We start from the raw sequence: 22,873 nt of genomic DNA, 5'->3' as shown, positions 1-22,873 counted from the left end.
CCAGGTGATCGTCGACATTGACGCGACCGGGGAGGAGGCGGAGCGGCTCGCACGCCGCGCCGTGGAGTGGCTCGTGGCCGAGGGCATCGTCCTGCCCCCGCCCGGGCCCCGCCTGCCCGGCGGGCCCGCGGAGCACCCGCCCGGCCCGCACTGGCACCGGGTGGCGGACGGTGAACCGGACCGGTCCCCGACCGACGGCCTGACCGTGCACACCGGGCGCGCCGGGTTCACCAGCGGCGCCGACCTCCCCGGCGCGGCCCGGTGCCCCGCCTGCGGGACCGCCACCGACCTGGACGACGGGTTCTGGGAGCGGTTCTGCGACGCCCTGCGGACCTGGAAGGAGGCGGGCGCCGCGGCGGTCGCCTGCCCCGGGTGCGCCCTGGCCGTCCCCGTCCAGGAGTGGACCTGGGACGAGGCCCCCCTCGCGCTGGGCGCCCTCGGTCTGGAGTTCCGGAACTGGCCCGACCTCGGGGCCCCCTTCCGCGCCCGGACCGCCGCGGTGCTGGACGGGCACCGCACCGCGTACGTCTGGGGCAAGCTGTAGGGGACCCGTCCCCGGGGCGCCCGGCCCGTCAGGGCGCCAGCCGCTCCACCCGCCAGCCGCCCTCGTCCAGTGCCACGTACCGCAGCCGGTCGTGCAGGCGGTTCTCCCGGCCCTGCCAGAACTCCACGGTGTGCGGGGTCACCCGGAAGCCGCCCCAGTGCGGCGGCACCGGCACCTGCTCGCCCTCCGGGTAGCGGTCGGCGAGCTCGGCGTAGGCGGCGTCCAGCTCCGCGCGCCCGGAGATCACCGAGGACTGGCTGCTGGCCCAGGCGCCGAGCTGGGAGCCGTGCGGGCGGGTGCGGAAGTAGCGGGCCGTCTCGTCGCGGCCGGTGCGCCGGGCGACGCCGGTGACGACGACCTGGCGGGCCATCGGGTGCCACGGGAAGAGCAGGCAGACGTGCGGGTTCGCGGTCAGTTCGCGGCCCTTGCGGGAGTCGTGGTTGGTGTAGAAGACGAATCCGTCGTCGTCGAACTGCTTCAGCAGCACCGTGCGGGCGCTGGGCCGGCCCTCCGGGTCGGCCGTGGACACGATCATGGCGTTCGGCTCGAACAGCCCGCCGTCCGTCGCCGCCTGCTTGAACCAGCGGGCGAACTGCTCGACGGGGGAGGCGGCCAGCTCGGCCTCGGTGAGCCCGTCGGCCCGGTACTGCTTGCGCATCGCGGCGAGATCGAGGGGCGCGGCGTCTGGGTCGGTCACAGCGTCATCCTGCCGCATGCCCGGACGCCGTGGACAGATGTGGCCCCGGTCACGGAACGCATCCCAGGTGGCACTCAGTGCCGCCGACACTCCCCAAAACTGGCACTCAGGGATATCGTGCTGGCACTGACCCGGTTGGGTGACCGCCGGCCGGGCATCACAGGGGTGACGTCCCGGACCGCGAGCCCTCCCGTCAGGACCGAGGATCCACCGGACGATCCCCCGCAGCAGCAGCAGCAGCCGACCGGCCCGGTCCCCGAAACCTCATCCACCCCACTCACCCCCTCCACCCCTCACACCCCAGCCACGACCCCCCGGACCCGTCCGACCGTCGCGGGACCCGCACGGCCGGTCACGGTCCGTCTCCCCCCACAGACGCAGAACGTCATCCGTCATCCACATCACGAGGAGCCGCCTGATGTCCGACTTCGTACCCGGGCTCGAAGGAGTCGTCGCGTTCGAAACGGAGATCGCCGAACCGGACAAGGAGGGCGGTGCCCTCCGGTACCGGGGCGTCGACATCGAGGACCTGGTCGGTCAGGTCTCCTTCGGCAACGTCTGGGGCCTGCTCGTCGACGGCGCCTTCAACCCCGGCCTGCCGCCCGCCGAGCCGTTCCCCATCCCCGTGCACTCCGGTGACATACGCGTCGACGTGCAGTCCGCGCTCGCCATGCTGGCACCCGTCTGGGGCCTGAAACCGCTGCTCGACATCGATGCCGCCCAGGCCCGCGACGACCTCGCCCGTGCCGCCGTCATGGCGCTGTCCTACGTGGCCCAGTCCGCGCGCGGTCAGGGGCGGCCCATGGTGCCGCAGCGCGAGATCGACAAGGCCGAGTCCATCGTCGAACGCTTCATGATCCGCTGGCGGGGCGAGCCCGACCCGCGGCACGTGGCGGCGGTGGACGCCTACTGGACGTCCGCGGCCGAGCACGGCATGAACGCGTCCACCTTCACCGCCCGGGTCATCGCCTCCACCGGCGCGGACGTCGCGGCGGCCCTCTCCGGTGCCGTCGGCGCGATGTCGGGCCCGCTGCACGGCGGCGCCCCCTCCCGGGTGCTGCACATGATCGAGGAGATCGAGCGCACCGGGGACGCCGAGGCGTACGTCCGCAGCACCCTCGACAAGGGCGAGCGCCTGATGGGCTTCGGACACCGGGTCTACCGGGCCGAGGACCCCCGCGCCCGCGTGCTGCGCCGCACCGCCCGCGAACTGGGCGCCCCGCGCTACGAGGTCGCCGAGGCCCTGGAGAAGGCGGCCCTGGCCGAACTGCACGCCCGGCGCCCCGACCGGGTGCTGGCCACCAACGTCGAGTTCTGGGCGGCGATCGTCCTGGACTTCGCCGAGGTCCCGGCGCACATGTTCACGTCGATGTTCACCTGCGCCCGCACGGCGGGCTGGTCCGCGCACATCCTGGAGCAGAAGCGCACCGGCCGCCTCGTCCGCCCGTCCGCCCGCTACATGGGTCCCGGCACGCGCGACCCGCGCGAGATCGAGGGCTACGGGGACATCGCGCGCTGACCGTGTGACGCACGGACCGACGCGGTGCACGGGCACGACGCGGTGCACGGGCCGTCGCGGCGGACGGGCGACGCGGTGGGCGGCCCGGGAACGCAGACGACCCGCGAGTCGGGTTCCTCCGGGGAGGAGCCGGCCGGACGTACCGGCGACTCGCGGGTCGGGTGACTGCTTGGGACTGGGCCGGCTGCGCGCGTGGATCACGCGCTGGTCCGGCACCGCACTGAGTGGGTGACGGGCCGCTAGCCCGCAGTCACCTCACGCGTCCGGTTGTCATACATCTGCCGAACCACCTCCCTTCTCGTGTACCGGGAACCCTAAAAAGTGCCCCGCCCCCGAGGCAAGCGCTTTTTTCTCGGGCCCGGGACCGCCCGCCGGACGGCACGCACCGTGCGGCGGGCCGCACCGCCGCCGACCTGCGGCGGGGCGGTACCCGCTGTCCGGCCGGGAGGACGTCGAGCCCTGCCGGCCGGTGCGGAAGCGGTACCTCGGCGAGGCGCGGCCGGCCGGCACGACGGGGCGGTGCGGGCTCGCCGGGCCCCGGACGGGGAACGAGACCGAAGGGCGACGCCCGGCGGGGCAGCGGAGCCGTCGCCCGGGGAACGACCCGGCGCCGGCCGGATGACGGCGGGGCGCCGACCGCGTGAGAGCGTGGCGCCGCACAACGATTCCCACAATCTTGCGGGAACCCGATGTGCGCTGAGTCACGTTCACGTTGAATAGTTGCACGTGAGCGAACCGAACGTGCGGTACGTGCGGACGCAGCCGGCAGGGGGTCCAGGTGAGTGCTTCCCGGCGTAGTGGGGCCACCGACGAGCTCGGTCCCGACGAGCCCGGGCGGGTGGGTCGCGACGGCGCGGGCGGGTCCGACCTGCTCGCCGCGCTGCTCGACGGCATGGACGCGGCGCTGTGCGCCTTCGACGCCGACGGCGTGGTGACGCACTGGAACCGCGAGGCGGAACGCATCCTCGGCTGGACCGCGGCCGAGGCGGTCGGGCGGCACGGCTTCGCCGGGTGGGCGGTGCGCAGCGCCGACGCCGAGGAGGTCGAGGCGCGGCTGCTGTCGGCCATGGACGCCCCGGGCCGCCAGGTGCACGAGTTCGCGCTGCTGACCAAGGACGGCGGGCGGGTGCTGGTGCGCACCCAGTCCGCGGCCGTGCGCGGGCCGGACGGGCGGGCGGCCGGGGTGTACTGCGCGTTCAGCGAGGTGCACGCCCAGATCGACCTGGAACGCTCCATCGCCCTCAGCGAGGCCCTTCTGGAGGAGGCGAGCTGGGGGGTCGTCCTGGTTGACGCGGACCTGCGGCCCGCCGTGGTCAACGGCCACGCGGCGAAGGCACTGGGTGCCGGGCGCACGGCCGTCCTCGGGCGCCCGCTCGGCGAGCTGCTGACGCAGGGCGTGGAGGAGCTGGAGAGTGCCCTGACCCATGTGCTGGCGGAGGGTGCCCCGCCCGCGCCCGCGGAGATCTGGGTCAGCGTGCGCACGCCGGAGGGGGAGCGGCGGCGGTGCTGGCGCAGCGGTTTCGTCCGGCTGTCCTCGCCGCTCGCGGAGGAACCGGTGCCGCTCGGGGTGGGCTGGCTGTTCCAGGACGTGACCGAGACCCGGCAGGGCGAGCAGGAGGCGTCCCTGCTGCGGTTCCGCACGCAGCAACTGCACCGGGCGGCGCGGGCGGCGGCCGAGTGCGAGGACCCGGCCGAGGCGGTCACCGTCCACCTGGACTTCGCGCTCGCCGGGTTCGCCGACCACGCGCTGATCGACCGGGTGGCCGAGCGTCCGGTCCGCGCGGGGGACACCGGCCCCGTCCGGCTGGTGCGGATCGCGGCCACCCCGTCCGGCGCGCCGGGGCCGAGCCGGCTGGCCGGCCGGGCGGGCCTGCCCGTGCGCTACGGCGAGAAGCACCCGGCGCTGCAGTGCGTGCAGCGGGCCGGGTCGGTGCGGGTGGCCGCCGGTGCCGGCGACGAGGCGCGCGCCTGGGCGGTGGCCCGCCAGTGGCCGCCGGACACCGCGCACGCCCTGTGCACGGTGCTGCGCAGCCGTGGCCGGACACTGGGTGCCGTGACGTTTCTGCGTGGGGCGGGCCGGTCCGCCTTCGAACGCGCGGACACGCTGTACGCCGAGGACGTGGCCCTGCGCATCGCCACCGCTCTGGACCTGGCGGGGATCCTCGGCGAGGAGTAGGGCGGCGGGGCCCGCGCGGTATTTCCGGTGGACGCGGGCGGTCCGCCGGGGGCCCCGAGGTGACGCGGGCGACCGCGGCGCGGGGCGCGGTCCGGACGGTCTGGCGGAGTGCCCTGGTCCGCGCGCCCGCGGCACCCGCGGGCGTGGGAGGCGTCCGGCCTGCGTGAAGGGGTCTGATCGGAGTGGGAGGTGTCCGACGGACCCGTGCCGGGGCCCGGTGGGCACGTGCCGGGGCCCGGCGGGCTTGTGCCGGGGCCCGGTGGGCAGGGGAGGGGCCCGGACCGCGCGGGGCGCCGGTGGTGTGGTCCTCCGGTCAGCGGCGGTAGTAGATCCGGTCGCCGTACTCCTCGAAGACGCGGTCGTTCCACTCCAGGCCGCCGTCGACGTTGCCCGAGCGCAGCAGCGGCGGCTCGACGCCCCGGTCGGCGAGCGTGGCGGCGGCGGTCGCCATGACCGCCTGGAGCAGTGCCGTGGTGACCACGGTGGAGGCGGGGGCGAACGGCGCCGGGATCCGGTCGTGGGTCAGCTCCGCGTCGCCGACCGCGATCTTGGAGTCCAGCACGACGTCGCAGTGGTCCTTGAGGAACGTCCCCGAGGCGTGCCGGGAGGCGGTCTGCGAGGCGTACGCCACCGACGTCACCCCGACGACCCGCACGCCCAGGGCGCGGGCGTGCATCGCCATCTCCACCGGGAGCGCGTTGCGGCCGGACAGCGAGATGATCACCAGCACGTCCCCGGCGCGCACCGGCGAGGCGTCCAGGACGGTGGACGCGAGGCCGTCCACCCGCTCCAGGGCCGAACCGAGCGTGGCGGGCATGACGTCGACGCCCACGACGCCGGGGACGGCGAGCAGGTTCATCAGGGCGAGGCCGCCCGCGCGGTACACGAGGTCCTGCGCGGCGAGCGAGGAGTGGCCGGCGCCGAAGGCGAACAGCCGTCCGCCGTCCGCCGCGGTGTCGGCGATCAGGGTGCCCGCCGCCGCGATGGCCCCGGCCTCCTCGTCGCGGACCCGGTGCAGCAGGTCCGTCGCGGCGTCGAGGAACCGGTCGGCCGGCGTGCGGTCGCTCATGCGGCATCCCTTCGAGGTGGCTGTGTCGCGGATCACCGTGCGGTCTGGACCAGTGCCCTGTCAATACGGCGTCGCCGGACCGCCAGGTGCGGTTCGTCCCCCCTCGGCCGTCGGGACGGGGCCGGGGCGGGGCCGCGGACGGACCCCGGAGGGGCCCCGCCGGACGACGCGCGGGGGCCACGGCGGGGCGGAGGAGGGGCGGGCGGAGGAGGGGGTTGCCGAAGGGCTGCGGAAGAGGGCCGCCGCGGGGGCGCGGAGGGGCGGCGGAAGGGCCCGTGAGGGGGCGTGCAGGAGTGGCCGGGAAGGCCGGGCACCGCCTGTTCGTGCGCTTGTGCGCACCGAGGGGGCCGGTTGTCGGCCGGATGCGTAAGAATTGAGTCCAGGGCCAGCGCAGGAGCCGGTGAGCCGTCCAGCCTCCGGCAGAGCCGATCGCAGAGCTAATCGAGGGGCACGTATGTCCGGACTGATCGACACCACGGAGATGTATCTCCGCACCATCCTCGAGCTGGAGGAGGAAGGGGTGGTCCCCATGCGTGCCCGGATCGCCGAGCGGCTCGACCAGAGCGGCCCGACGGTCAGCCAGACGGTGGCGCGCATGGAGCGTGACGGACTGGTCTCCGTCGCGGCCGACCGGCACCTGGAGCTCACCGACGAGGGCCGCCGCCTGGCCACCCGCGTGATGCGCAAGCACCGGCTCGCCGAGTGCCTGCTCGTCGACGTGATCGGCCTGGAGTGGGAGCAGGTCCACGCCGAGGCGTGCCGCTGGGAGCACGTCATGAGCGAGGCCGTCGAGCGCCGGGTGCTGGAGCTGCTGCGGCACCCCACCGAGTCGCCGTACGGCAACCCCATCCCGGGCCTGGAGGAACTCGGCGAGAAGGACGGCGCCGATCCGTTCCTGGACGAGGGCATGGTCTCGCTGGCCGACCTCGACCCGGGCGCCGAGGGCAAGAACGTCGTGGTGCGCCGGATCGGCGAGCCCATCCAGACGGACGCCCAGCTGATGTACACGCTGCGCCGCGCGGGCGTGCAGCCCGGTTCCGTGGTGAGTGTGACGGAGTCGGCGGGCGGGGTGCTGGTGGGCAGCGGCGGCGAGGCCGCCGAGCTGGCCTCGGACGTCGCCTCGCACGTCTTCGTCGCCAAGCCCTGAGCCGCCGGGCGCGCGCCGACGCGCACAGCCGCGCACAGCCGCCCCGGGAGCCGTTGCGGACGGGCCCCGGGGTCCGTCGCGGGTGGGCCCGGGGGGTCGGCGCGGGCGGGTCGGCCGGGGCGCCGCCGTCAGGGCGGCCCCGGGCGAGGGTGCGCCCGGGGCGCGGGCTGCCCGGCGGGCTTCCGGGGCCCGTTCCCGCACCCCAGCAACTGCCGCACAGCAGGCGGGAGTTGGGGCGTCGGAGGGTGGGCGTCCCGGGGAGGCGTGGCCGGTTCCGCGCCGAATCCGGGAGCCAGTGCGCGGAACGGCTCCGCGCGGCCCGTTCCCGTGCGAGGCTGTCGCGTGGTGCATATACCTGAAGGGCTCATGGCCGGGCCGGACGGCGCCGGCCCGCGGCCGGGGAGGGCGGGAGGATGTGCCGTGACCACGTGAGGGGCCCCGGCGCCCTACGGCGCCGGGGCCTGTCCTCCCCTGTGCTGACCCGGAGCCCCGAGCTCCCAGGGTCATCCCCCGCGGACCGTTTTTCCCCGAGCGGTCCGCCTCCCGATGAAGATCTCCCCCGGGGCGCGGCAGTCAATCGTGACAGGGTGTCACTCGTATGAGGGGTGTTGCCGGGCGAGACGCTATTTTCGAATAGGTATTCGATAGCCTGCGGATGGACGGTCGGCAGCAAGGACGCAACACCCGCCGCAACGGCGGACGCGGCATCGGCGGATGAGGCACCGGCGGATGTGGCTTCGGCGGACGCGGCACCGGCCCGGCGGCCGGAACACCACGGCGGGCCGGGCCGTCAGGACGAGCACGACAGGCAGCGAGCTTGGGGGTGCCAGACCATGGCGCGACGCATCGACGTGACGGGGGCGGACGGCATACGTCTGGCCGCCTGGGAGTTCGGCGACCCGCCCAAGACCGCGCCCGACCGGGACGACGCCGGCGACGGCGCCCGGGGCGCCGGGGGCGTGCTGTTACTGCACGGCCTGATGGGCCGCGCCTCGCACTGGGCGTCCACCGCCCGCTGGCTCTCCGAGCGGTACCGGGCCGTCGCCCTGGACCAGCGCGGCCACGGCCGCAGCGAGAAGCCGCCGCTGGCCGCCTTCGGCCGCGACGCCTACGTCGACGACGCCGAGGCCGCCCTCGACCAGCTCGGCCTCGGCCCGGCCGTGCTCATCGGCCACGCCATGGGCGCGCTGACCGCCTGGCAGCTCGCCGCCAAGCGGCCCGACCTGGTGCGGGGGCTGATCATCAGCGACATGCGGGCCTCCGCGCTCGGCGCCGCGTCGCAGCGGGAGTGGGACGCGTGGTTCCAGGCGTGGCCGGTCCCGTTCGCCACGCTCGCCGACGTCCGCAAGTGGTTCGGGGAGGACGACCCCTGGGTGGAGCGGCCGAACCCGGCCCGGGGCGAGTTCTACGCCGAGGTGATGGCCGAGGCCGCCGACGGCTGGCGTCCGGTCTTCGACCCGGAGCAGATGCTCCGCTCCCGCGAGACCTGGGTCTACGACGCCCACTGGGAGGAGCTGACCCAGGTCCGCTGTCCCGCCCTGGTGGTCCGGGGCCTGGACGGCGAACTGGGCCGGGCGGAGGCCCAGGAGATGGTCCGCGTCCTGCCCCACGGCCGGTACGCGGAGGTCGCCGACGCGGGCCACCTGGTCCACTACGACCAGCCGGACGCCTGGCGGGCCGCCGTCGAGCCCTTCCTGGACTCCCTGACCCGCCCCTGAGCCACCCCCGAACCCGCCCCCCGACCAGGCCGCCCGCGGCCGAACGGGACGGACCGCCCGACCGCCACAGGGGACGGACTGACTGAGGGGGCGGACTGACTGGTGGACGGACCGGGCGTCCTCACGAACGGATGGGCAGGACGGCGTGACTGACGGGCGGACGGTCGGACTGACGGACGGGGCGGGCGGCCCGGCGGGCCCCGGCCCCCCTCCCGTAGGCCCGCCGCCGCGCCCGTGTCCCGCCGCCCGCTGCCCTCCTCCCGTGTACCCGCCGCCGCGCCTGCCGCCGCACCCGCGTCCCGCCGCCCGCCGCACCCCTCCCGCCGGGCTACGCCCTGCTGACCGCCGCGAGGATCTCCGGCAGGCGGGCCGCCGTGCGGGGGGCGGCCAGACGCAGGCCGACGACGGTGAGGGCGGCCCCGTACAGGGTGCCGACGGGCAGCAGCAGCCAGGTCCACGGGCCGCCGCCCGCGCTGACGTTGAGCCAGATCGCCGCCGTGATGACCGGGGCGCAGAGCAGCGCCGCCGCGACCATGCCGCCGAAGACGGAGATCCAGGCGAGGCCGGTCTGGCCGGGGGCGACGTTCTTGTAGCCCTCCTGCGGGATGGAGTAGGGAAAGCGGGCCGAGGTCCACGCCCCGGTCGCCAGCATCGCCCCGAGCAGGGCGAAGGACAGGCCCAGCGCCTCCGGCACCCGCCGCCAGTCGCCGAGCACGGCCGCGGTCAGGACGGTCACGAAGGTGGCGTACGGCAGGGTGATCAGTACCAGGGCCAGCGCCCGGCCGCGCAGCTCGGCGTGGGCGTCCCGGGCGGAGGAGACCGTCGTCGCGACGATCCAGAAGGCCGAGGTGTCCTGGCCGAACTGGTTGTACATCATGATGCCGAGCATCCCGGCGGCGAAGCAGGCGAAGTAGACGGAGCCGGTGCCCTGCCAGGCGTTGAAGACCGGCACGATCAGGCCGATCGCCAGGGAGGTCACCCACGCGGCCTTGGTCTTGGGGTCCCGCCAGACGTAGCGCAGACCGCGGTCCGCGACGGTGCCGGTGCGGCCCGCGGGCAGCAGCCGGGCGAGGGTGCCGGAGGGGCGGTCGCGGACGGCGGCCCGCGAGGACGGCAGCGTGGAGCCGTCGGGGGCCGTCATCAGCCGGGTCAGCGAGCGTGTCCACAGGGCCAGCAGGACGGCCAGGGCGCCCGCGCACAGGGCGAGCCGGGCGGCGGCGACCGCGTGGGCGCCCTCGCCCGCCGCGTGCACGGCGGCGAGCGCGGAGGCCGGCGGGACCCAGGCGAGGACGTCCGCGACCGGAGCGAGCTGCTTCAGCCCGGAGGAGCCGATCCGCTGGGCGCCGAAGTTGACCACCTGCGCGCCGACCGCGATCAGCAGGCCGCTGAGCACCGCGAGGTCCCGGCCCCGGCGGCTGCTCAGCAGCCGCACGTTGGCCGCCGCGACCGCCCGGGCGAGCGCCACGCACACCAGCAGGGCCAGCGGCACGGCGACCGCCCCGGCCGCGAGGGCGGCGGCGCCGTCCGCCACCGCGATCACCGAACCCACGAGCAGGCACAGCGTGAACAGCGGCCCGATGCCCACCAGCGACGCCACCAGCAGCCCCCGCACCAGCGGTCGCGGACGCAGCGGCAGCATCACCAGCCGGGTCGGGTCGAGGGTCTCGTCGCCGCTGGGGAAGAACAGCGGCATCACCGCCCAGCCCAGTGCCAGCACCGCCACCAGCAGGACCACCAGGGACTCCACGTGCCCGACCCCGCGCAGCGCGACCAGGCCGACCACCTGGAGCGCGGCGAACAGCAGCGCGAAGACCGCCGAGGCGAGGTAGGCGGCGCGGCGTCCGCCCGAGCCGCGCAGGCCGTTGCGCAGCAGGGACAGCTTCAGCCGGACGAGGACGGGGGTGAGGGCGGGCGCGCTCACCGGGCGCCCCCGCCGCCGAGCCAGTCCAGGTCGGAGGCGGCGTCCCGGCCGTGCGCCCCGACGAGGGCGAGGAACGCCTCCTGGAGCGAGGCCGCGTCGCCGCGCACCTCCGCGAGCGGGCCGTGCGCGCGGATCCGGCCCGCCGCCATCACCGCCACCCAGTCGCACAGCGACTCGACCAGCTCCATGACGTGGGAAGAGAACACGACGGTGGCGCCGGAGGCGGTGTAGCGCTCCAGGACGCCCCGGATGGTCTGCGCGGAGACCGGGTCGACGCCCTCGAACGGCTCGTCCAGGAAGAGGACTTCGGGGTTGTGCAGCAGGGCGGTGGCGAGGCCGATCTTCTTGCGCATGCCGGTGGAGTAGTCGACCACCAGCTTGTGCTGGGCGCCGGCCAGGTCCAGGACGTCCAGGAGCTGGCCGGCCCGCTTGTCGACCTCGGCGCCGGGCAGCCCGCGCAGACGGCCCGCGTAGCCGAGGAGTTCGCGGCCCGAGAGCCGGTCGAACAGCCGGAGGCCCTCGGGCAGCACGCCGATGCGCGCCTTGACCGGGACCGGGTCCCGCCACACGTCGTGGCCGACGACCTCGACCGTGCCCGCGTCGGGCCGGAGGAGGCCGGTCACCATCGACAGCGTCGTGGTCTTCCCGGCCCCGTTCGGACCGACGAGCCCGATGAAGCGGCCCGCGGGCAGCTCCAGGTCGATCCCGGCGACCGCGACCTGCTGCCCGAACCGCTTCCAGAGCCCTTCCACACGTACGGCACCAGCACCCACCGCGTCTCCCTCCGTCGCCCGAAACCCTACGGGGGGACCCGGGGGTCGCTCAGGGGCGCGCGGGCGCGTCGCCTAGCGCTCCCGTCCGCACGCGTAGGCCAGCGGCGAGATCAACTCCTCCGCGTCCGGCAGCCAGCGGTTGGCCGGAGTCGGCCGGCAGGCCCACTGCACGGCGCCCCGGGAGCCGAAGCGGGTGGGCGGCGCGGCCACCCAGGCGCCCTCGCCCAGCACCACCAGATCCAGCGAGGACGGCGCCCAGCCCAGCGTGCGGACCAGGTCGGGCACCTTCGCCGCCGCACCGGGCAGGACGAAGAACTCCATGCGCCGGTACGGCGTCAGCGTGACCGGACCGAGCGTCAGCTCCATCCGTTCCATGCGCGCGAGGGCGAGGAACCCGGCCGTCTCCGGGACGGAGATCGCGTCGAAGGTACGGCCCGTGGGCAGCAGGACGGACGCCGTCGGCCGGTCCTGCCACAGGCGGCGGGCGACGGTCGCGCTGCCCGTCGCCCGGTCCGCCCACTCCGGTCCCGCGGGGTGTGCGCCGGGGGCGGGACACGCGGCGTCACCGCAGGAGCAGCGCTGGACGCCGTCCACCGGTTCGAGCCAGGTCCCCGGGAACACGTCCCAGTGCCGCTCCTCGACGTAGCGAACTGCGGTGTCCAGCAGCGATTCCCCGCGCTGCTTCGGGATCTGTGCGGCTTCGGTGCCCGGGATCGTCTCTTCCACGATGAACACAACTACGGCCGTCACCAGGGGTTACGCCCGTGCACGTGCGCGGGGGAGAGCACCCGCCCCGCGACCGGGGCGCATGGGTGCACCGGTGGGGGCGCGCAGGGGGATCCGCCTCCACGCGTGGGTAACCAGGAGAAGGGCCGGGACCGGCAACAACACCGGCAAACCTCACACACCTCGCATTTTCGGCACCGGGGTGGGGCATTGATCTTCACGGCCGCAACTCGCCGCGGGAACGCGGGGGGTACGGCCGCGGGAGCCGCCGAGACAGCAGGGGGTACGCCATGGCCGCGAGGCCACTCGTCGCGCGACAGCCGAACGAACGGCTGCAGGCGCTCATCCAGGAGGCCGGGTGCTCCAACGCCGGCCTCGCCCGCAGGGTCAACCTGTGCGGGGCCGAACACGGCCTCGACCTGCGGTACGACAAGACGTCGGTGGCCCGCTGGCTGCGCGGTCAGCAGCCGCGCGGCCGGGCACCGGCGGTCATCGCGGAGGCACTGGGCCGCAAACTCGGCCGCACGGTCACGATCGACGAGATCGGGATGGCCAACGGCAAGAACCTCGCCTCGGGAGTGGGCCTCCAGTTCTCGCCGACGGTACTGGGCGCCATCGAGCAGGTGTGTGAGCTGTGGCGCAGCGACGTGGGACGCCGGGACTTCCTGTCCGGCTCCTCCGTCGCCGCCTCCGCGCTGGTGGAACCCAGCCGGGACTGGCTGATCTCCGTCCCCGACGCCCAGGTCGCCCGCTCGGCGGGCCCCCGCGTGGGCCGGTCCGACGTGGGCGCGGTGCGCTCCATGACCCAGGCCCTGGTGGACCTCGACCACCAGTACGGCAGCGGGCACGTGCGCCCGGTCGTCGTGCACTACCTCAACAGCGTCGTCTCCGGACTGCTGACCGGCTCCTACCGGGAGGCCGTGGGCCGCGAACTGTTCGCGGCCGTCGCCCGGTTGACCGAGCTGGCCGGGTACATGGCCGTCGACACGGGCCAACCGGGCCTCGCCCAGCGGTACTACATCCAGGCGCTGCGCCTGGCCCAGGCCGCCGGGGACCGCGGGTACGGCGGGTACGTGCTCGCCGCCTCCATGAGCCACCTCGCGGCGCAGCTCGGGAACCCGCGCGAGATCGCGCAGTTGGCGCGGGCCGCGCAGGAGGGCGCGCGCGGGCGGGCGACACCGCGCGCCGAGTCCATGTTCCACGCGGCCGAGGCGCGCGGCCACGCCCTGATGGGCGACGTGCGCGCCGCCGAGACGTCCGCCGGGCGCGCGATGAGCGCCCTGGAGGCGGCCGACCCGGCCGCCGGGGACGACCCGCCGTGGATCCGGCACTTCGACGAGGCCTACCTCGCCGACGAGTTGGCCCACTGCCACCGGGACCTCGGGCAGGCCCGGGCCGCCGAGCGGTGCGCCCGGGCGGCGCTGGCCGGACACCCGGAGTCACGGGCGCGGCGGCGGGCCATCGGCCATGTGCTGCTGGCCACGGCGCAGGTGCAGCAGCGGGAGATCGATGCGGCCTGCAGCACGGGCCTGCAAGCGGTCGAACTGCTCGAGGGACTGCGCTCCGACCGCGGCGCCGAGTACCTGGAGGACCTGCGGCAGCGCCTGGAGCCGTACCGGGACGAGCCGGCGGTCCGCGAGTTCGGCGCCCGCACCGCGCTGCCCGTCGCGGCGTGAGGGAGAACACACCGGTACCACCCGGTGTACGGCGTACTGCCCGCGCCTGTCACGGAGTTGACGTGGGAAAGGAGCCATGAACAGCGTGCCGTGACGTGGTTTTGTTACTGCTCCCGCTGGGCAGGAGCAGTCGCCCCGTGCTGCGTGGCACCGCGCTCGGGGGACCCGGTAGCGTGAGCCGACGACGCACGAGGTCCCCCATGGGTAGGAGTACCGGTGACGCAGAGTGGACAGGGCGAGGAGCCCTCGGCGCGCCCCGCGCGCGAAGGCATCGTGCTGCCCTCCGACGGCGGTGACCCCTTGGTGCCGGGCCTGTCGGCCCCGCCCGCCGGTCCCGTACCGGGCGCCCCGGGCGCCGACGGCGGACAGGCGCCCTCGGCGCCGTCCGGCGGCCGGACGTGGGGCGAGCCGTGGGGTCCGGGGCAGCAGGCGTCCGCACCGGTGACCGGCCAGGACTGGCAGCCCTCGACGCCCGCGTCACCGTCTCCCGGCGCGCAGCAGTGGGGCGGCCCCGCCGAGTCCGGCTGGGGCGGCCAGGACGGCCGGCGCGGCCCGGGCCCGCTGCCGCCCGAGGGCGCCCCGCCCGCGTCGCACGGCGGCCCGCCCGCCCACGGCGCCCACCCGCAGGGGCCGGACGCCGGCTACGGAGCGCCCGCCCCGCGGACCGACGCCTACGGAGCACCGGACGGCGGTCACGGCGGGGCTCCGGCGCCGCAGGACCCCTACGGCTCCCAGAACCCGTACGGCTCCCACGACCCCTACGCCCCGCAGACGCCGCAGGCCCCGCACGACCCGTACGCGCCTCACGCGCCTCGCGCGCCTCACGCTCCCCACACGCCCCACCCCGGTTACGGCGCCGCCGCCGCGCAGCCGCAGGTGTCGCCCGAGGGCGCGACCCAGTACCTGCCGCCCGTCCCGGCCGGACCCGGGGGAGGGGCGGCCGACGGGGCGGAGGGGGCCACCCAGTTCCTGCCGCCGGTGCCCGCCGCCCCCGTCGACGAGGGCCCGACGCAGTACATACCCCCGATACCCGCGGCGGGTCCGGGCGCACTGCCGCCCGAGATGTCCGCCGGCCCGCACCCCGCCTCCCCTCCGGGGCACCACCCGCAGGGCCCGGCCGGGCACGGCGCGTTCCCGCCCGCCGGTGACCCGGACGCCGAGGCCACCCAGTACATCGCCCCGGTCACCGACCAGGGCCCCGCGCCCTACGGCGCCCCCGCCGGTGACGACCACCGGCAGCCGCCCGCCGAGTTCGACAACCTCTTCCGCAGCGACGAGGGCCCGGCCGGCGCCACCCAGCAGATGCCGCGCATCGAGGACCCGGTGCCCGGCCGGGCATCGGTCCCGCCGTCCGGCCCGGGCGGTGGCGGCAGCCGACGCGCCTCCGGGCCCGCCGGCCGGGGCGGTGGCCGCACCGGCTCCCGGGTGCCCCTGCTCGCCGCCGTGGGCGTCGGCATCGCCGTCCTCGGTGTCGGGGCGGGCGCGCTGCTCGGCGGCGGGGGCGGCAGCGACGACGGCGACCGGAACCAGCCGGTGTCCGCGTCCGCCCCGGCGAGCACGCAGCCCTCGCCCACCCCCACCCCCACTCCCACCGTCGACCCGGCCCGGCAGCAGGCCGTCGAACTGGACAAGCTGCTCGCCCACAGCGGTGAGAGCCGGGCCACCGTGATCAACGCGGTCGCGGACGTGAAGCAGTGCAAGGACCTGGCCAAGGCGGCCAAGGACCTGCGGGACGCGGCCGGGCAGCGCAACCAGCTGGTCACCGACCTCTCCGCGCTCTCCGTGGACAAGCTGCCCGACCACCAGGCGCTCACCACCGCGCTCACCAAGGCGTGGAAGGCGTCCGCCGCGGCGGACAACCACTACGCCGCCTGGGCCGACCAGACCGCCGGCAAGCGGGGCTGCCGCAAGGGCCAGGCGCGCACCACCGGCCGGACCCAGGCCGGCAACCGCGCCAGCGGCACCGCGACCGCGGAGAAGGGCAAGGCCGCCCGGCTGTGGAACGCGATCGCCAAGCAGTACGGCCTCACGGAGCGTCAGCCGGCCCAGCTGTGACCCGGAGCCGCGACGGGGCGGGGCCGGCGGGAGGACACCTCCCACCGGCCCCGCCCCCGTGGTGATCCGGGGCGGATCCCTCCCGCCCGCGCCCGCCGGGCGTCACCTCACAGGTCGGCGTCCAGCAGGGTCTCCGTCACGTCGGTGAAGCCGTCCCGGGCCGACACCAGCCGGCCGTCCCGCACCACCTGGAGCGTCACCTGCGCGTTCACCAGCCGCGGATAGCCGACCGCGGCCAGCTTGTCGTGGAACGACCAGCGCAGCGTCGGGGTGAGCCCGCCGGTGGTGACCTTCAGCCCGCTCCGCAGGGCCCGCGCCACGGTCCGGGCGGTCACCTCCCCGCCGTCGAGCGACTCGACCGCCTGCCGCAGGACCGTGTACGCGATCCAGGTGGTCTGCACGCCCGCGTCGCCCGGGTCGATCCGGTTGTCGCCGAACGCCGCCTCCTCGATCACCTGCTTCATCGGCTCCCAGCGCCGGTCACCGGCGTGCGGGTACCAGCCGGTGACGAACGACCCCTCGTAGGGGCCGGACGCCCCGCCGGACGCGTCGACGGTGCTCTGGTCGAGGCTGCCGAGCACCGTCCCGGTGCGGACGTCGGGGAACTTCTGCCGGGCCCGCCGGAAGGAGTCCATGAAGGTGCTCGTACGGTCCCCGAGCGCCGGCACCACGCAGCCCTGCCGCTCCTGGTCGGCGGTGGCCCGCTCCAGTGCCTGCCGCACCTCGGCGTCGTACGCGGTGGCCTCCTCGGGAGCCCGCTGGTCGCCGGCCGGGGCGTGGCCGCCCGCCACCAGTCCCGAGTCAAGCAGCTTGGGCAGCTGGTCCCCGACGATGCTGTCCGGCCGGACCAGGGCGACCGGCCCGCACCGGTCGGCGAGGGTGCGGCCGAGCCCGGCCAGCAGGGCGGGCTGGCCGCCGTTGACGGGGTAGGACAGCGGGCTGGTGAACTCCTCCTCGGTCATGCCGTAGCCGCCGATGTACGCGATGCCCGCGCCCTCCAGGGTGCGCAGGAAGGAGTCGGCGTGCTGGCTGTAGGAGCCGACGACGGCGACCACGCCCTCCTCGACCGCCCGCCGCGCACACCGCGCGGCGGTGACGCTGTCGTTGCGTTCGTTGCAGGTCAGGACCTTCAGTTCGCGGCCGTCGAGGCCGCCGCGCTCGTTGATCCAGCGGGCGTAGGCCCGGGCGAAGGCGGGCATGCCGGGCTTGTTGGTGGCGGCGGTCTTCTCCGGCGCCCACGTCATGACGGTGATCGGGCCGTCGTCCCCGGAGCCCCCCGTGGCACCGGGGACGACCCCGCAGCCCGCGATGAGCGACACGCACGCCGCGAGCGCACCCGTGGTCAGCGCGCCGGCTCTGCGGCGCCGGGGGAGGAGGCGCGAGAGAGGACGGGGGAGGACAGTGCTGCGGGTGGGTCGCCTGCCGGTCATGGCCCCGCACGATTCCGTCACACGGCCAACCCCGGAGTGACCCTTGGTCGACGTCCGGTGACAGCGAGGTGAATTACGGGGTCCGGTGCCGGGACCGGACGGCGGAAACGTACGATCGACGACCGTGCAGGGTTCGGAGAACACTTCCCGTCGCGGCCGTCGCTCGTCCACCATGGGCGGCATGCCACTCAACGACATGCCGTGGTGGCGCTGGCGCAGCAATGTGCGCTCCGCGCTGCACATGCTCTCCGACCCCGGGTTCCAGCGGGACGTCTGGCTGGCCGGGGTGGACGGCTACGGGGACGTCACCGACGCGGTCTACCGCCTGGTCGAGGACACCTGGCTGGACAACTGGTCCGCCGAGAAGTACGTCGGCACGATCTTCCGCGACTCCCAGGAGGCCGCGCTGGTCGACACCGCGGTGCTGCGGGTGCTGCGGATCATGCACCAGGTCGGCCCGGACGCGCCCGTCACCGCCTACCTGGAGCACCAGGGCTGGCCGGAGGCGGTCCGGGCGGCGCGGGACGCGCACGTGCGGATGGCGGCGAGCGACGGCGAGGACCCCGACGCCCCGCCGCGCACCCTGGAAGTGCTGCAGATCCTGACGCGGTCCGCGTAGCGGAACGGCCCGTCGGCCGCCGGCCCCGATGTGGGACCCTTGCCCGCATGAGCGAGCAGTCCACCCGAGTCGCGGCCCCGGCCGACCAGTACGTCCTCACCCTGTTCTGCCCCGACAAGCAGGGCATCGTCCACGCCGTGTCGAGCTACCTGTTCATGACCGGTTGCAACATCGAGGACAGCCAGCAGTTCGGCGACCACGACACGGGCCTGTTCTTCATGCGGGTGCACTTCTCCGCCGAGGCACCGGTCACGGTGGACAAGCTGCGGGCCAGCTTCGCCGCGATCGGCGACGCCTTCCAGATGGACTGGCACATCGACCGGGCCGACGAGAAGATGCGCATCCTGCTGATGGTGAGCCGCTTCGGGCACTGCCTGAACGACCTGCTGTTCCGTGCACGCACCGGGGCGCTGCCGGTGGAGATCGCCGGCGTGGTCTCCAACCACACCGACTTCGCCGAACTCGTGGCTTCGTACAACATCCCCTTCCACCACATCCCGGTGACGAAGGACACCAAGCCCGAGGCCGAGGCGAAGCTGCTGGACATCGTCCACGAGGAGCGGGTCGAACTGGTCGTCCTCGCCCGCTACATGCAGGTCCTCTCCGACGACCTGTGCAAGCAGCTTCCCGGGCGGATCATCAACATCCACCACTCCTTCCTCCCCAGCTTCAAGGGCGCCAAGCCGTACCACCAGGCGCACGCCCGGGGCGTGAAGCTGATCGGCGCCACCGCGCACTACGTCACCGCCGACCTCGACGAGGGCCCGATCATCGAGCAGGAGGTCGAGCGGGTGGGCCACGACGTCTCCCCCGACCAGCTCGTCGCCATCGGCCGCGACGTCGAGTGCCAGGCGCTGGCCCGCGCGGTCAAGTGGCACGCCGAGCGCAGGATCCTGCTGAACGGGCGGCGCACGGTCGTCTTCGCCTAGGTCCTGTCGTCACGTTCCCGTCGTCCGCCCGCGGGGCGGCCGTGCGGCGTCAGGTGCGTGCTCTCGCTGCACCGGACGCCGCTCCTGAGGGGCAGACGTTGCCTGCCGCGGCACTGGCCACCGGCCGACCCGGCGTCCGCCGCTGGTCGGCCCGGAGCTCGTCACCGGCCGGTCCGGCGTCCGCCACTGGGCGGCCGGTCACATTCGGCTCAGGCTCGCCGCCGCGTACAGCACGTCCCGGATCGCCTCCCGGTCCCCGACCTGCCCGGCCGCCGCCTCCTGCGGGGTGACGTGTCCGGCGGCCAGGCGGCAGAACTCCGCCCCGTCCAGGGCGACGTGGGCCACCTCGTGCTCGGCGGACCCCTTCGCGGCCGGCGAGTCCAGCGGGATCAGCCACTCGCCGCCGCCGGAGCCCTCGATCTCCAGCCGCAGGCTCCGCCCCGGTTCACCGGCGGCGACCAGGTGCCGCTCGACGGGCGTGGCCAGCCCGGACCGCCGGCGCGCCTCCAGCACGCTCGGCAGCATCCGGGCCGCCAGGTCGACCATGCGGTGCAAGTGCCGTCCGGTGGGCGGGTCATAGGGGTAGTCGACGGCCTCCGCGATGTCCTCCGCGTGCACCCAGCACTCGAAGGCCCGGTCCAGCATGGCGTCGTGCAGCGGCAGTTCGAAGTCGCCGTAGGGCACCGGCAGGTCACCGGTCCGGTCCCCGGCGGAGGACACGGTGCGCACCAGGTTGTGGGTCTGTTCCCGCCAGGGCGCCCGCACCGCGCGGGTGTGCGGGACGTGGGCGGCCCGCCAGTACGCCTCGGTGCGCGCGGCCGGGGTGTCCCGCTCGGCCGCGACCTCGCCGAGCGGATCGTCCAGGCCGAGGGCGACGGCGACCATCCCGTCGACGGTCAGCAGGTGGGCGATCACGCCGGCGACGGTGGTCCGGCGGGTGGTCGCCTCGTCGGCCCGGTACCAGCGCAGCCGGACCGGGGCGTGCCACTCGGCGTCGCCGAAGTCCTGGAGCAGCGCGTCCAGCCGCGCGGTCTCCGCGTCGTAGGCGGCGGCCCAGTCGGGCACGGGGATGCGGGGCGGGCGGCGTTCCAGGCAGGAGTCCAGGACGCGGGTGCGCAGGCCGGGGTCCAGGTCGAGGCTCTCGGGCCGCTGGAGCAGGCCGACCGCCTCGCGCAGGCGCAGGGCCTCGTCGGCGCAGGGCCCGCACTCGCCGAGGTGTTCCTCGACCGCCGCCGCCTCCTCCGGGGCGCAGGCGGCCAGCGCCCAGGCGCCCAGCAGGGACGTCAGCACCCGGTGGTCCAGGACCGCCGGTTCGGCCCGGGGGACGACGCCCGCGCTCCCGGCGGGTGCGGGCGGGGGCGGCGCGCCGTCCTCCGCGGAGGGCTGGGGGAGCGGGACGCGGGGGTCGTCGCCGGGTGCGCCGGCGGGCGTACCGTCCGACCCGTATGCCGGGGGCGTGCCCGGGTTCGGGCCGTGGTGCGGGGGCCCCGGGAGGCCGCCACCGTGTCCGCCGTCCTCGCCGCCCCCGTCGCTGTCGCCGTGGTCGGAGGCGAAGCGGTCGTCGTTCATGCGGCACCCCCGATGCCCGGCGGGCCGCCCGAGGCGTCGGTGTCATGGGCCGTGGAGAGCAGCTGGAGGCCCAGCCGGAGCCGGCGGCGGGCCTCGTCCTCGGTGACGCCGAGGTCGGCGGCGGTCTGCCGGTAGTCGCGCCGCTGGAAGTACGCCAGCTCCAGCGCCGCCCGCAGCGGCACCGGCATGGACTGGACGATGTAGTCGGCGCGGGCGGCCACCGAGGCGTGGCGCACCTTGTGCTCGAGTTCCTCCGGTGTGCCGGGACCGCCCCGGGCGAGGGCGGCGGTCTCCGTCACGCGCAGCCGCTGCACCGCCAGCCGGTGGGCCAGCCCGGCGAGCCAGGCGCGCAGGTTGCCCTGCCGGGGGTCGTAGGTGTCCGGGTGCTCCCAGACGTGCGAGAAGACGTCCCGGGTGACCGCGTCGGCGGCGCGCTCGTCCCCGAGGACCCGGTGGGCGAGACCGTGCACCAGGGAGGCGAAGCGGTCGTAGAGCTCGCCGAGGGCGGCGGCCTCGCCGCGCACCAGCCTCTGCTGCATCGTGCGGTCCCACCGGGGCGGTCCGTTCCGTTTCGCCACGCGGCCCCTCACCCCCTGTTCGCCTCGTCCGCCTCGTCCCCGAATGTAGTCGGCGTCACCAGGGACGCACGCCCCTTTGTGGCAATGTGCGCCCCCCGCGCGGCCGTACGTGGTAGGACGCGCGGCCGTGGCTGCAGGACGCCCTACCCCCCTGCAGCCGATCAGAACCGATCGAATAGGATCGAAGTCGACTGAATCAAGCCTTTTCTGTTCGGTAACCGTTTCTGATCTCGCGTTTCGGGGAAACGGCCGGTGGGCAGCCGCGCTGCAAGGAAGCGTAGGGACTGCTTCCGTTTCGGCGAGCGAAGGGCGTGGTGGTGACCTTCACAGTGACCGACGGGGAGCAGGGCGCATGGGCCGTGCTCCGGGTGTCGGGCGAGCTGGACCTGATGACGTCCCCGGTGCTGCGCCAACGGGTGCACGACGCCGTGGCGGACGGCCGGCACAGTCTCGTCCTCGACCTGTCCGACGTGTGGTTCTGCGACTCCAGCGGGGTCGGCGTGCTCATAGGCGCCCGGCGCCTGCTGCGCTCCTGCGGGGGTGAACTGCGGCTGATCCTCCCCGCCCGGGGCGCCGCCGACGGCAGTCACGTGAACAAAGTGCTGGGCGCACTCGGTGTGCGCCGACTCTTCGACATCCACCCGGACGTGCCCTCCGCCGTGGACGAGGACGCCCGCCCGCTGTCGGCCTGACCGCGCACGAGGACGACGGCGGAGACGAAGACGCGGACCCGTGGGGCCGTCGTACGCGGACGCTCACCGGGGCCTGCCCGAAGCGGGGTTCGGAACGTCCGGGGCGGAGTGCCGGATGGTCCGGCCGGTCCGGTTCGTCCTGTCCGGTCGCGCGCCCCCGGCCGCGGCCCCGGGCATCGCGCACCCCGAAGGGAGCGACAGGGGTGTCGCGGAACGTGCCCGGTCCCGGCACAGGTGCCGTTTCCGGTCCCCGGGACCGTCCCCCACGACGTACGCTCCGAGCGAGAAGAACCCACTGACACCTAAGGCGGCCTGAAAAAGACATGGTCACCAGCGAGCACGACCGCAGGATCGCGGACCGCTTCGCCTCGTTCGACCAGAACGGCAACGGCTACATCGACCGCGAGGACTTCTTCCACGCGGCCAAGACGCTGCTGGCGGAGTTCGACGTCGCGGCCCGTTCCGACCGGGGGCAGTCCCTGTACGGCGGGGCGGAGGCGTTCTGGCAGGGCATGGCCGGGATCGCGGATCGCGACGGCGACCAGCGCATCACCCGTGACGAGTTCGTCAACGGTGCGCTGAAGCGACTGCGCGACACCCCGGACCGGTTCGGCGAGATCGCGCGCCCCTTCCTGCAGGCGGCCCTCGCCGTGGCGGACGGCGACGGTGACGGTGCGGCCACCGTCGAGGAGGCCGCCCGCGTCCTCGTGGCGCTCGGCGTCGAGGGCGACCTGGCCCGCACCGCCGCGGCCACGCTGGACACGGACGGCGACGACCGGATCGGTGAGGACGAGATCGTGCGGTCCTTCGCCCGCTACTTCACCGTCCCCGAGTAACTCCCGCGACGCCCCGCCCCGTCGGCGCCCCGCACCCGTGCGGGGCGCCGTTCCTTTCCGCGGCCCCGCGTATCCCTCGCGGCCCTCCGCTGTCCGCGTCCGACTCCCGTCCGGCGCCCGTCTCAGTCCCTTCCGGGTCCTGTCCGGGCCCGTGTCCGGTCCCCCGGTGCATCCGGTGCATCGCTCCGGCGTCCGGCCG

19 protein-coding genes are annotated in these 22,873 nt (G+C 75.1%); 11 read left to right on the top strand and 8 right to left on the bottom strand.

Going from position 1 to position 22,873, the window contains the following annotated elements; translation table 11 throughout:
- The first annotated feature begins 4 nt into the window (after nt 1–4).
- Nucleotides 5–544: a hypothetical protein gene (locus AB0F01_RS24660; protein ID WP_362099660.1), complete on the top strand. Its 540-nt coding sequence runs from the start codon at nt 5–7 to the stop codon at nt 542–544.
- A 28-nt stretch (nt 545–572) separates the two neighbouring features.
- On the opposite strand, the gene pdxH is transcribed toward AB0F01_RS24660, so the two are convergent.
- Complete coding sequence (gene pdxH, locus AB0F01_RS24655; RefSeq protein WP_362099657.1) at nt 573–1,259, bottom strand: pyridoxamine 5'-phosphate oxidase; 687 nt, start codon at nt 1,257–1,259, stop codon at nt 573–575.
- Between the two features lie 400 nt (nt 1,260–1,659).
- Between pdxH and AB0F01_RS24650 the strand changes: the two genes are divergently transcribed.
- Entirely contained in the window at nt 1,660–2,760 is a 1,101-nt protein-coding gene (locus AB0F01_RS24650; protein ID WP_362099655.1) for a citrate synthase 2, read from the top strand.
- A gap of 778 nt (nt 2,761–3,538) precedes the next feature.
- Entirely contained in the window at nt 3,539–4,936 is a 1,398-nt protein-coding gene (locus AB0F01_RS24645) for a PAS domain-containing protein (protein WP_362099652.1), read from the top strand.
- A 313-nt stretch (nt 4,937–5,249) separates the two neighbouring features.
- Here AB0F01_RS24645 and AB0F01_RS24640 read toward each other — a convergent pair whose 3' ends face one another.
- Nucleotides 5,250–6,005: an SIS domain-containing protein gene (locus AB0F01_RS24640; protein WP_362099649.1), complete on the bottom strand. Its 756-nt coding sequence runs from the start codon at nt 6,003–6,005 to the stop codon at nt 5,250–5,252.
- 454 nt (nt 6,006–6,459) lie between these two features.
- On the opposite strand from AB0F01_RS24640, the gene AB0F01_RS24635 reads away from it, so the two are divergent.
- Together AB0F01_RS24635 and AB0F01_RS24630 are read left to right on the top strand one after the other, a co-directional pair.
- On the top strand, nt 6,460–7,152 hold the full coding sequence (locus AB0F01_RS24635; RefSeq protein WP_362099646.1) for a metal-dependent transcriptional regulator: 693 nt from the start codon (nt 6,460–6,462) through the stop codon (nt 7,150–7,152).
- 833 nt (nt 7,153–7,985) lie between these two features.
- Complete coding sequence (locus AB0F01_RS24630) at nt 7,986–8,870, top strand: alpha/beta hydrolase (protein ID WP_362099643.1); 885 nt, start codon at nt 7,986–7,988, stop codon at nt 8,868–8,870.
- A 328-nt stretch (nt 8,871–9,198) separates the two neighbouring features.
- Here the strand turns inward: AB0F01_RS24630 and AB0F01_RS24625 are convergent, their stop codons facing one another.
- From AB0F01_RS24625 to AB0F01_RS24615, 3 genes are all read right to left on the bottom strand, one after another.
- Complete coding sequence (locus AB0F01_RS24625) at nt 9,199–10,791, bottom strand: transporter (RefSeq protein WP_362099640.1); 1,593 nt, start codon at nt 10,789–10,791, stop codon at nt 9,199–9,201.
- Nucleotides 10,788–11,564: an ABC transporter ATP-binding protein gene (locus tag AB0F01_RS24620; RefSeq protein WP_362099637.1), complete on the bottom strand. Its 777-nt coding sequence runs from the start codon at nt 11,562–11,564 to the stop codon at nt 10,788–10,790. The genes AB0F01_RS24625 and AB0F01_RS24620 overlap by 4 nt, the downstream gene beginning before the upstream one ends.
- A 72-nt stretch (nt 11,565–11,636) precedes the next feature.
- Entirely contained in the window at nt 11,637–12,290 is a 654-nt protein-coding gene (locus AB0F01_RS24615) for a bifunctional DNA primase/polymerase (RefSeq protein WP_362099634.1), read from the bottom strand.
- A 290-nt stretch (nt 12,291–12,580) separates the two neighbouring features.
- Here AB0F01_RS24615 and AB0F01_RS24610 point away from each other — a divergent pair, with 290 nt between their 5' ends.
- Entirely contained in the window at nt 12,581–13,966 is a 1,386-nt protein-coding gene (locus AB0F01_RS24610) for a transcriptional regulator (RefSeq protein WP_362099631.1), read from the top strand.
- A gap of 216 nt (nt 13,967–14,182) precedes the next feature.
- Nucleotides 14,183–16,021, top strand: coding sequence for a hypothetical protein (locus tag AB0F01_RS24605; RefSeq protein WP_362099628.1), 1,839 nt, complete (start codon nt 14,183–14,185; stop codon nt 16,019–16,021).
- Nucleotides 16,022–16,128: 107 nt separating this feature from the next.
- Here AB0F01_RS24605 and AB0F01_RS24600 read toward each other — a convergent pair whose 3' ends face one another.
- Complete coding sequence (locus AB0F01_RS24600; protein WP_362099625.1) at nt 16,129–17,451, bottom strand: ABC transporter substrate-binding protein; 1,323 nt, start codon at nt 17,449–17,451, stop codon at nt 16,129–16,131.
- A gap of 172 nt (nt 17,452–17,623) precedes the next feature.
- Between AB0F01_RS24600 and AB0F01_RS24595 the strand changes: the two genes are divergently transcribed.
- Complete coding sequence (locus AB0F01_RS24595) at nt 17,624–18,070, top strand: hypothetical protein (RefSeq protein WP_362099622.1); 447 nt, start codon at nt 17,624–17,626, stop codon at nt 18,068–18,070.
- A gap of 47 nt (nt 18,071–18,117) precedes the next feature.
- Complete coding sequence (gene purU, locus AB0F01_RS24590) at nt 18,118–18,999, top strand: formyltetrahydrofolate deformylase (protein ID WP_362099619.1); 882 nt, start codon at nt 18,118–18,120, stop codon at nt 18,997–18,999.
- A 198-nt stretch (nt 19,000–19,197) separates the two neighbouring features.
- On the opposite strand, the gene AB0F01_RS24585 is transcribed toward purU, so the two are convergent.
- Together AB0F01_RS24585 and AB0F01_RS24580 are read right to left on the bottom strand one after the other, a co-directional pair.
- Nucleotides 19,198–20,568, bottom strand: coding sequence for a zf-HC2 domain-containing protein (locus AB0F01_RS24585; protein WP_362099616.1), 1,371 nt, complete (start codon nt 20,566–20,568; stop codon nt 19,198–19,200).
- Nucleotides 20,565–21,146: a sigma-70 family RNA polymerase sigma factor gene (locus AB0F01_RS24580; RefSeq protein ID WP_362099613.1), complete on the bottom strand. Its 582-nt coding sequence runs from the start codon at nt 21,144–21,146 to the stop codon at nt 20,565–20,567. The genes AB0F01_RS24585 and AB0F01_RS24580 overlap by 4 nt, the downstream gene beginning before the upstream one ends.
- Before the next feature lie 311 nt (nt 21,147–21,457).
- On the opposite strand from AB0F01_RS24580, the gene AB0F01_RS24575 reads away from it, so the two are divergent.
- Nucleotides 21,458–21,838 (top strand): STAS domain-containing protein, encoded by a 381-nt coding sequence (locus AB0F01_RS24575; protein WP_362099610.1) that lies wholly within the window; start codon nt 21,458–21,460, stop codon nt 21,836–21,838.
- A 323-nt stretch (nt 21,839–22,161) separates the two neighbouring features.
- Nucleotides 22,162–22,674 (top strand): EF-hand domain-containing protein, encoded by a 513-nt coding sequence (locus tag AB0F01_RS24570; RefSeq protein ID WP_362099607.1) that lies wholly within the window; start codon nt 22,162–22,164, stop codon nt 22,672–22,674.
- The last annotated feature ends 199 nt before the right edge of the window (nt 22,675–22,873 follow it).

This window comes from Streptomyces sp. NPDC029526, from assembly GCF_040637405.1.
In the GTDB taxonomy this organism is placed as follows: Bacteria; Actinomycetota; Actinomycetes; order Streptomycetales; family Streptomycetaceae; genus Streptomyces.
The sequence above is the reverse complement of the archived record's forward strand: the minus strand, read 5'-3'. Positions and strand labels throughout refer to the sequence as shown.

Bases quoted from the DNA above. Each gene is read 5' to 3' on its own strand.
- pdxH (WP_362099657.1), bottom strand. From the start codon at position 1,259: ATGCGGCAGGATGACGCTGTGACCGACCCAGACGCCGCGCCCCTCGAT.
- AB0F01_RS24650 (WP_362099655.1), top strand. From the start codon at position 1,660: ATGTCCGACTTCGTACCCGGGCTCGAAGGAGTCGTCGCGTTCGAAACG.
- AB0F01_RS24640 (WP_362099649.1), bottom strand. From the start codon at position 6,005: ATGAGCGACCGCACGCCGGCCGACCGGTTCCTCGACGCCGCGACGGAC.
- AB0F01_RS24635 (WP_362099646.1), top strand. From the start codon at position 6,460: ATGTCCGGACTGATCGACACCACGGAGATGTATCTCCGCACCATCCTC.
- AB0F01_RS24630 (WP_362099643.1), top strand. From the start codon at position 7,986: ATGGCGCGACGCATCGACGTGACGGGGGCGGACGGCATACGTCTGGCC.
- AB0F01_RS24610 (WP_362099631.1), top strand. From the start codon at position 12,581: ATGGCCGCGAGGCCACTCGTCGCGCGACAGCCGAACGAACGGCTGCAG.
- AB0F01_RS24600 (WP_362099625.1), bottom strand. From the start codon at position 17,451: ATGACCGGCAGGCGACCCACCCGCAGCACTGTCCTCCCCCGTCCTCTC.
- AB0F01_RS24595 (WP_362099622.1), top strand. From the start codon at position 17,624: ATGGGCGGCATGCCACTCAACGACATGCCGTGGTGGCGCTGGCGCAGC.
- purU (WP_362099619.1), top strand. From the start codon at position 18,118: ATGAGCGAGCAGTCCACCCGAGTCGCGGCCCCGGCCGACCAGTACGTC.
- AB0F01_RS24585 (WP_362099616.1), bottom strand. From the start codon at position 20,568: ATGAACGACGACCGCTTCGCCTCCGACCACGGCGACAGCGACGGGGGC.
- AB0F01_RS24570 (WP_362099607.1), top strand. From the start codon at position 22,162: ATGGTCACCAGCGAGCACGACCGCAGGATCGCGGACCGCTTCGCCTCG.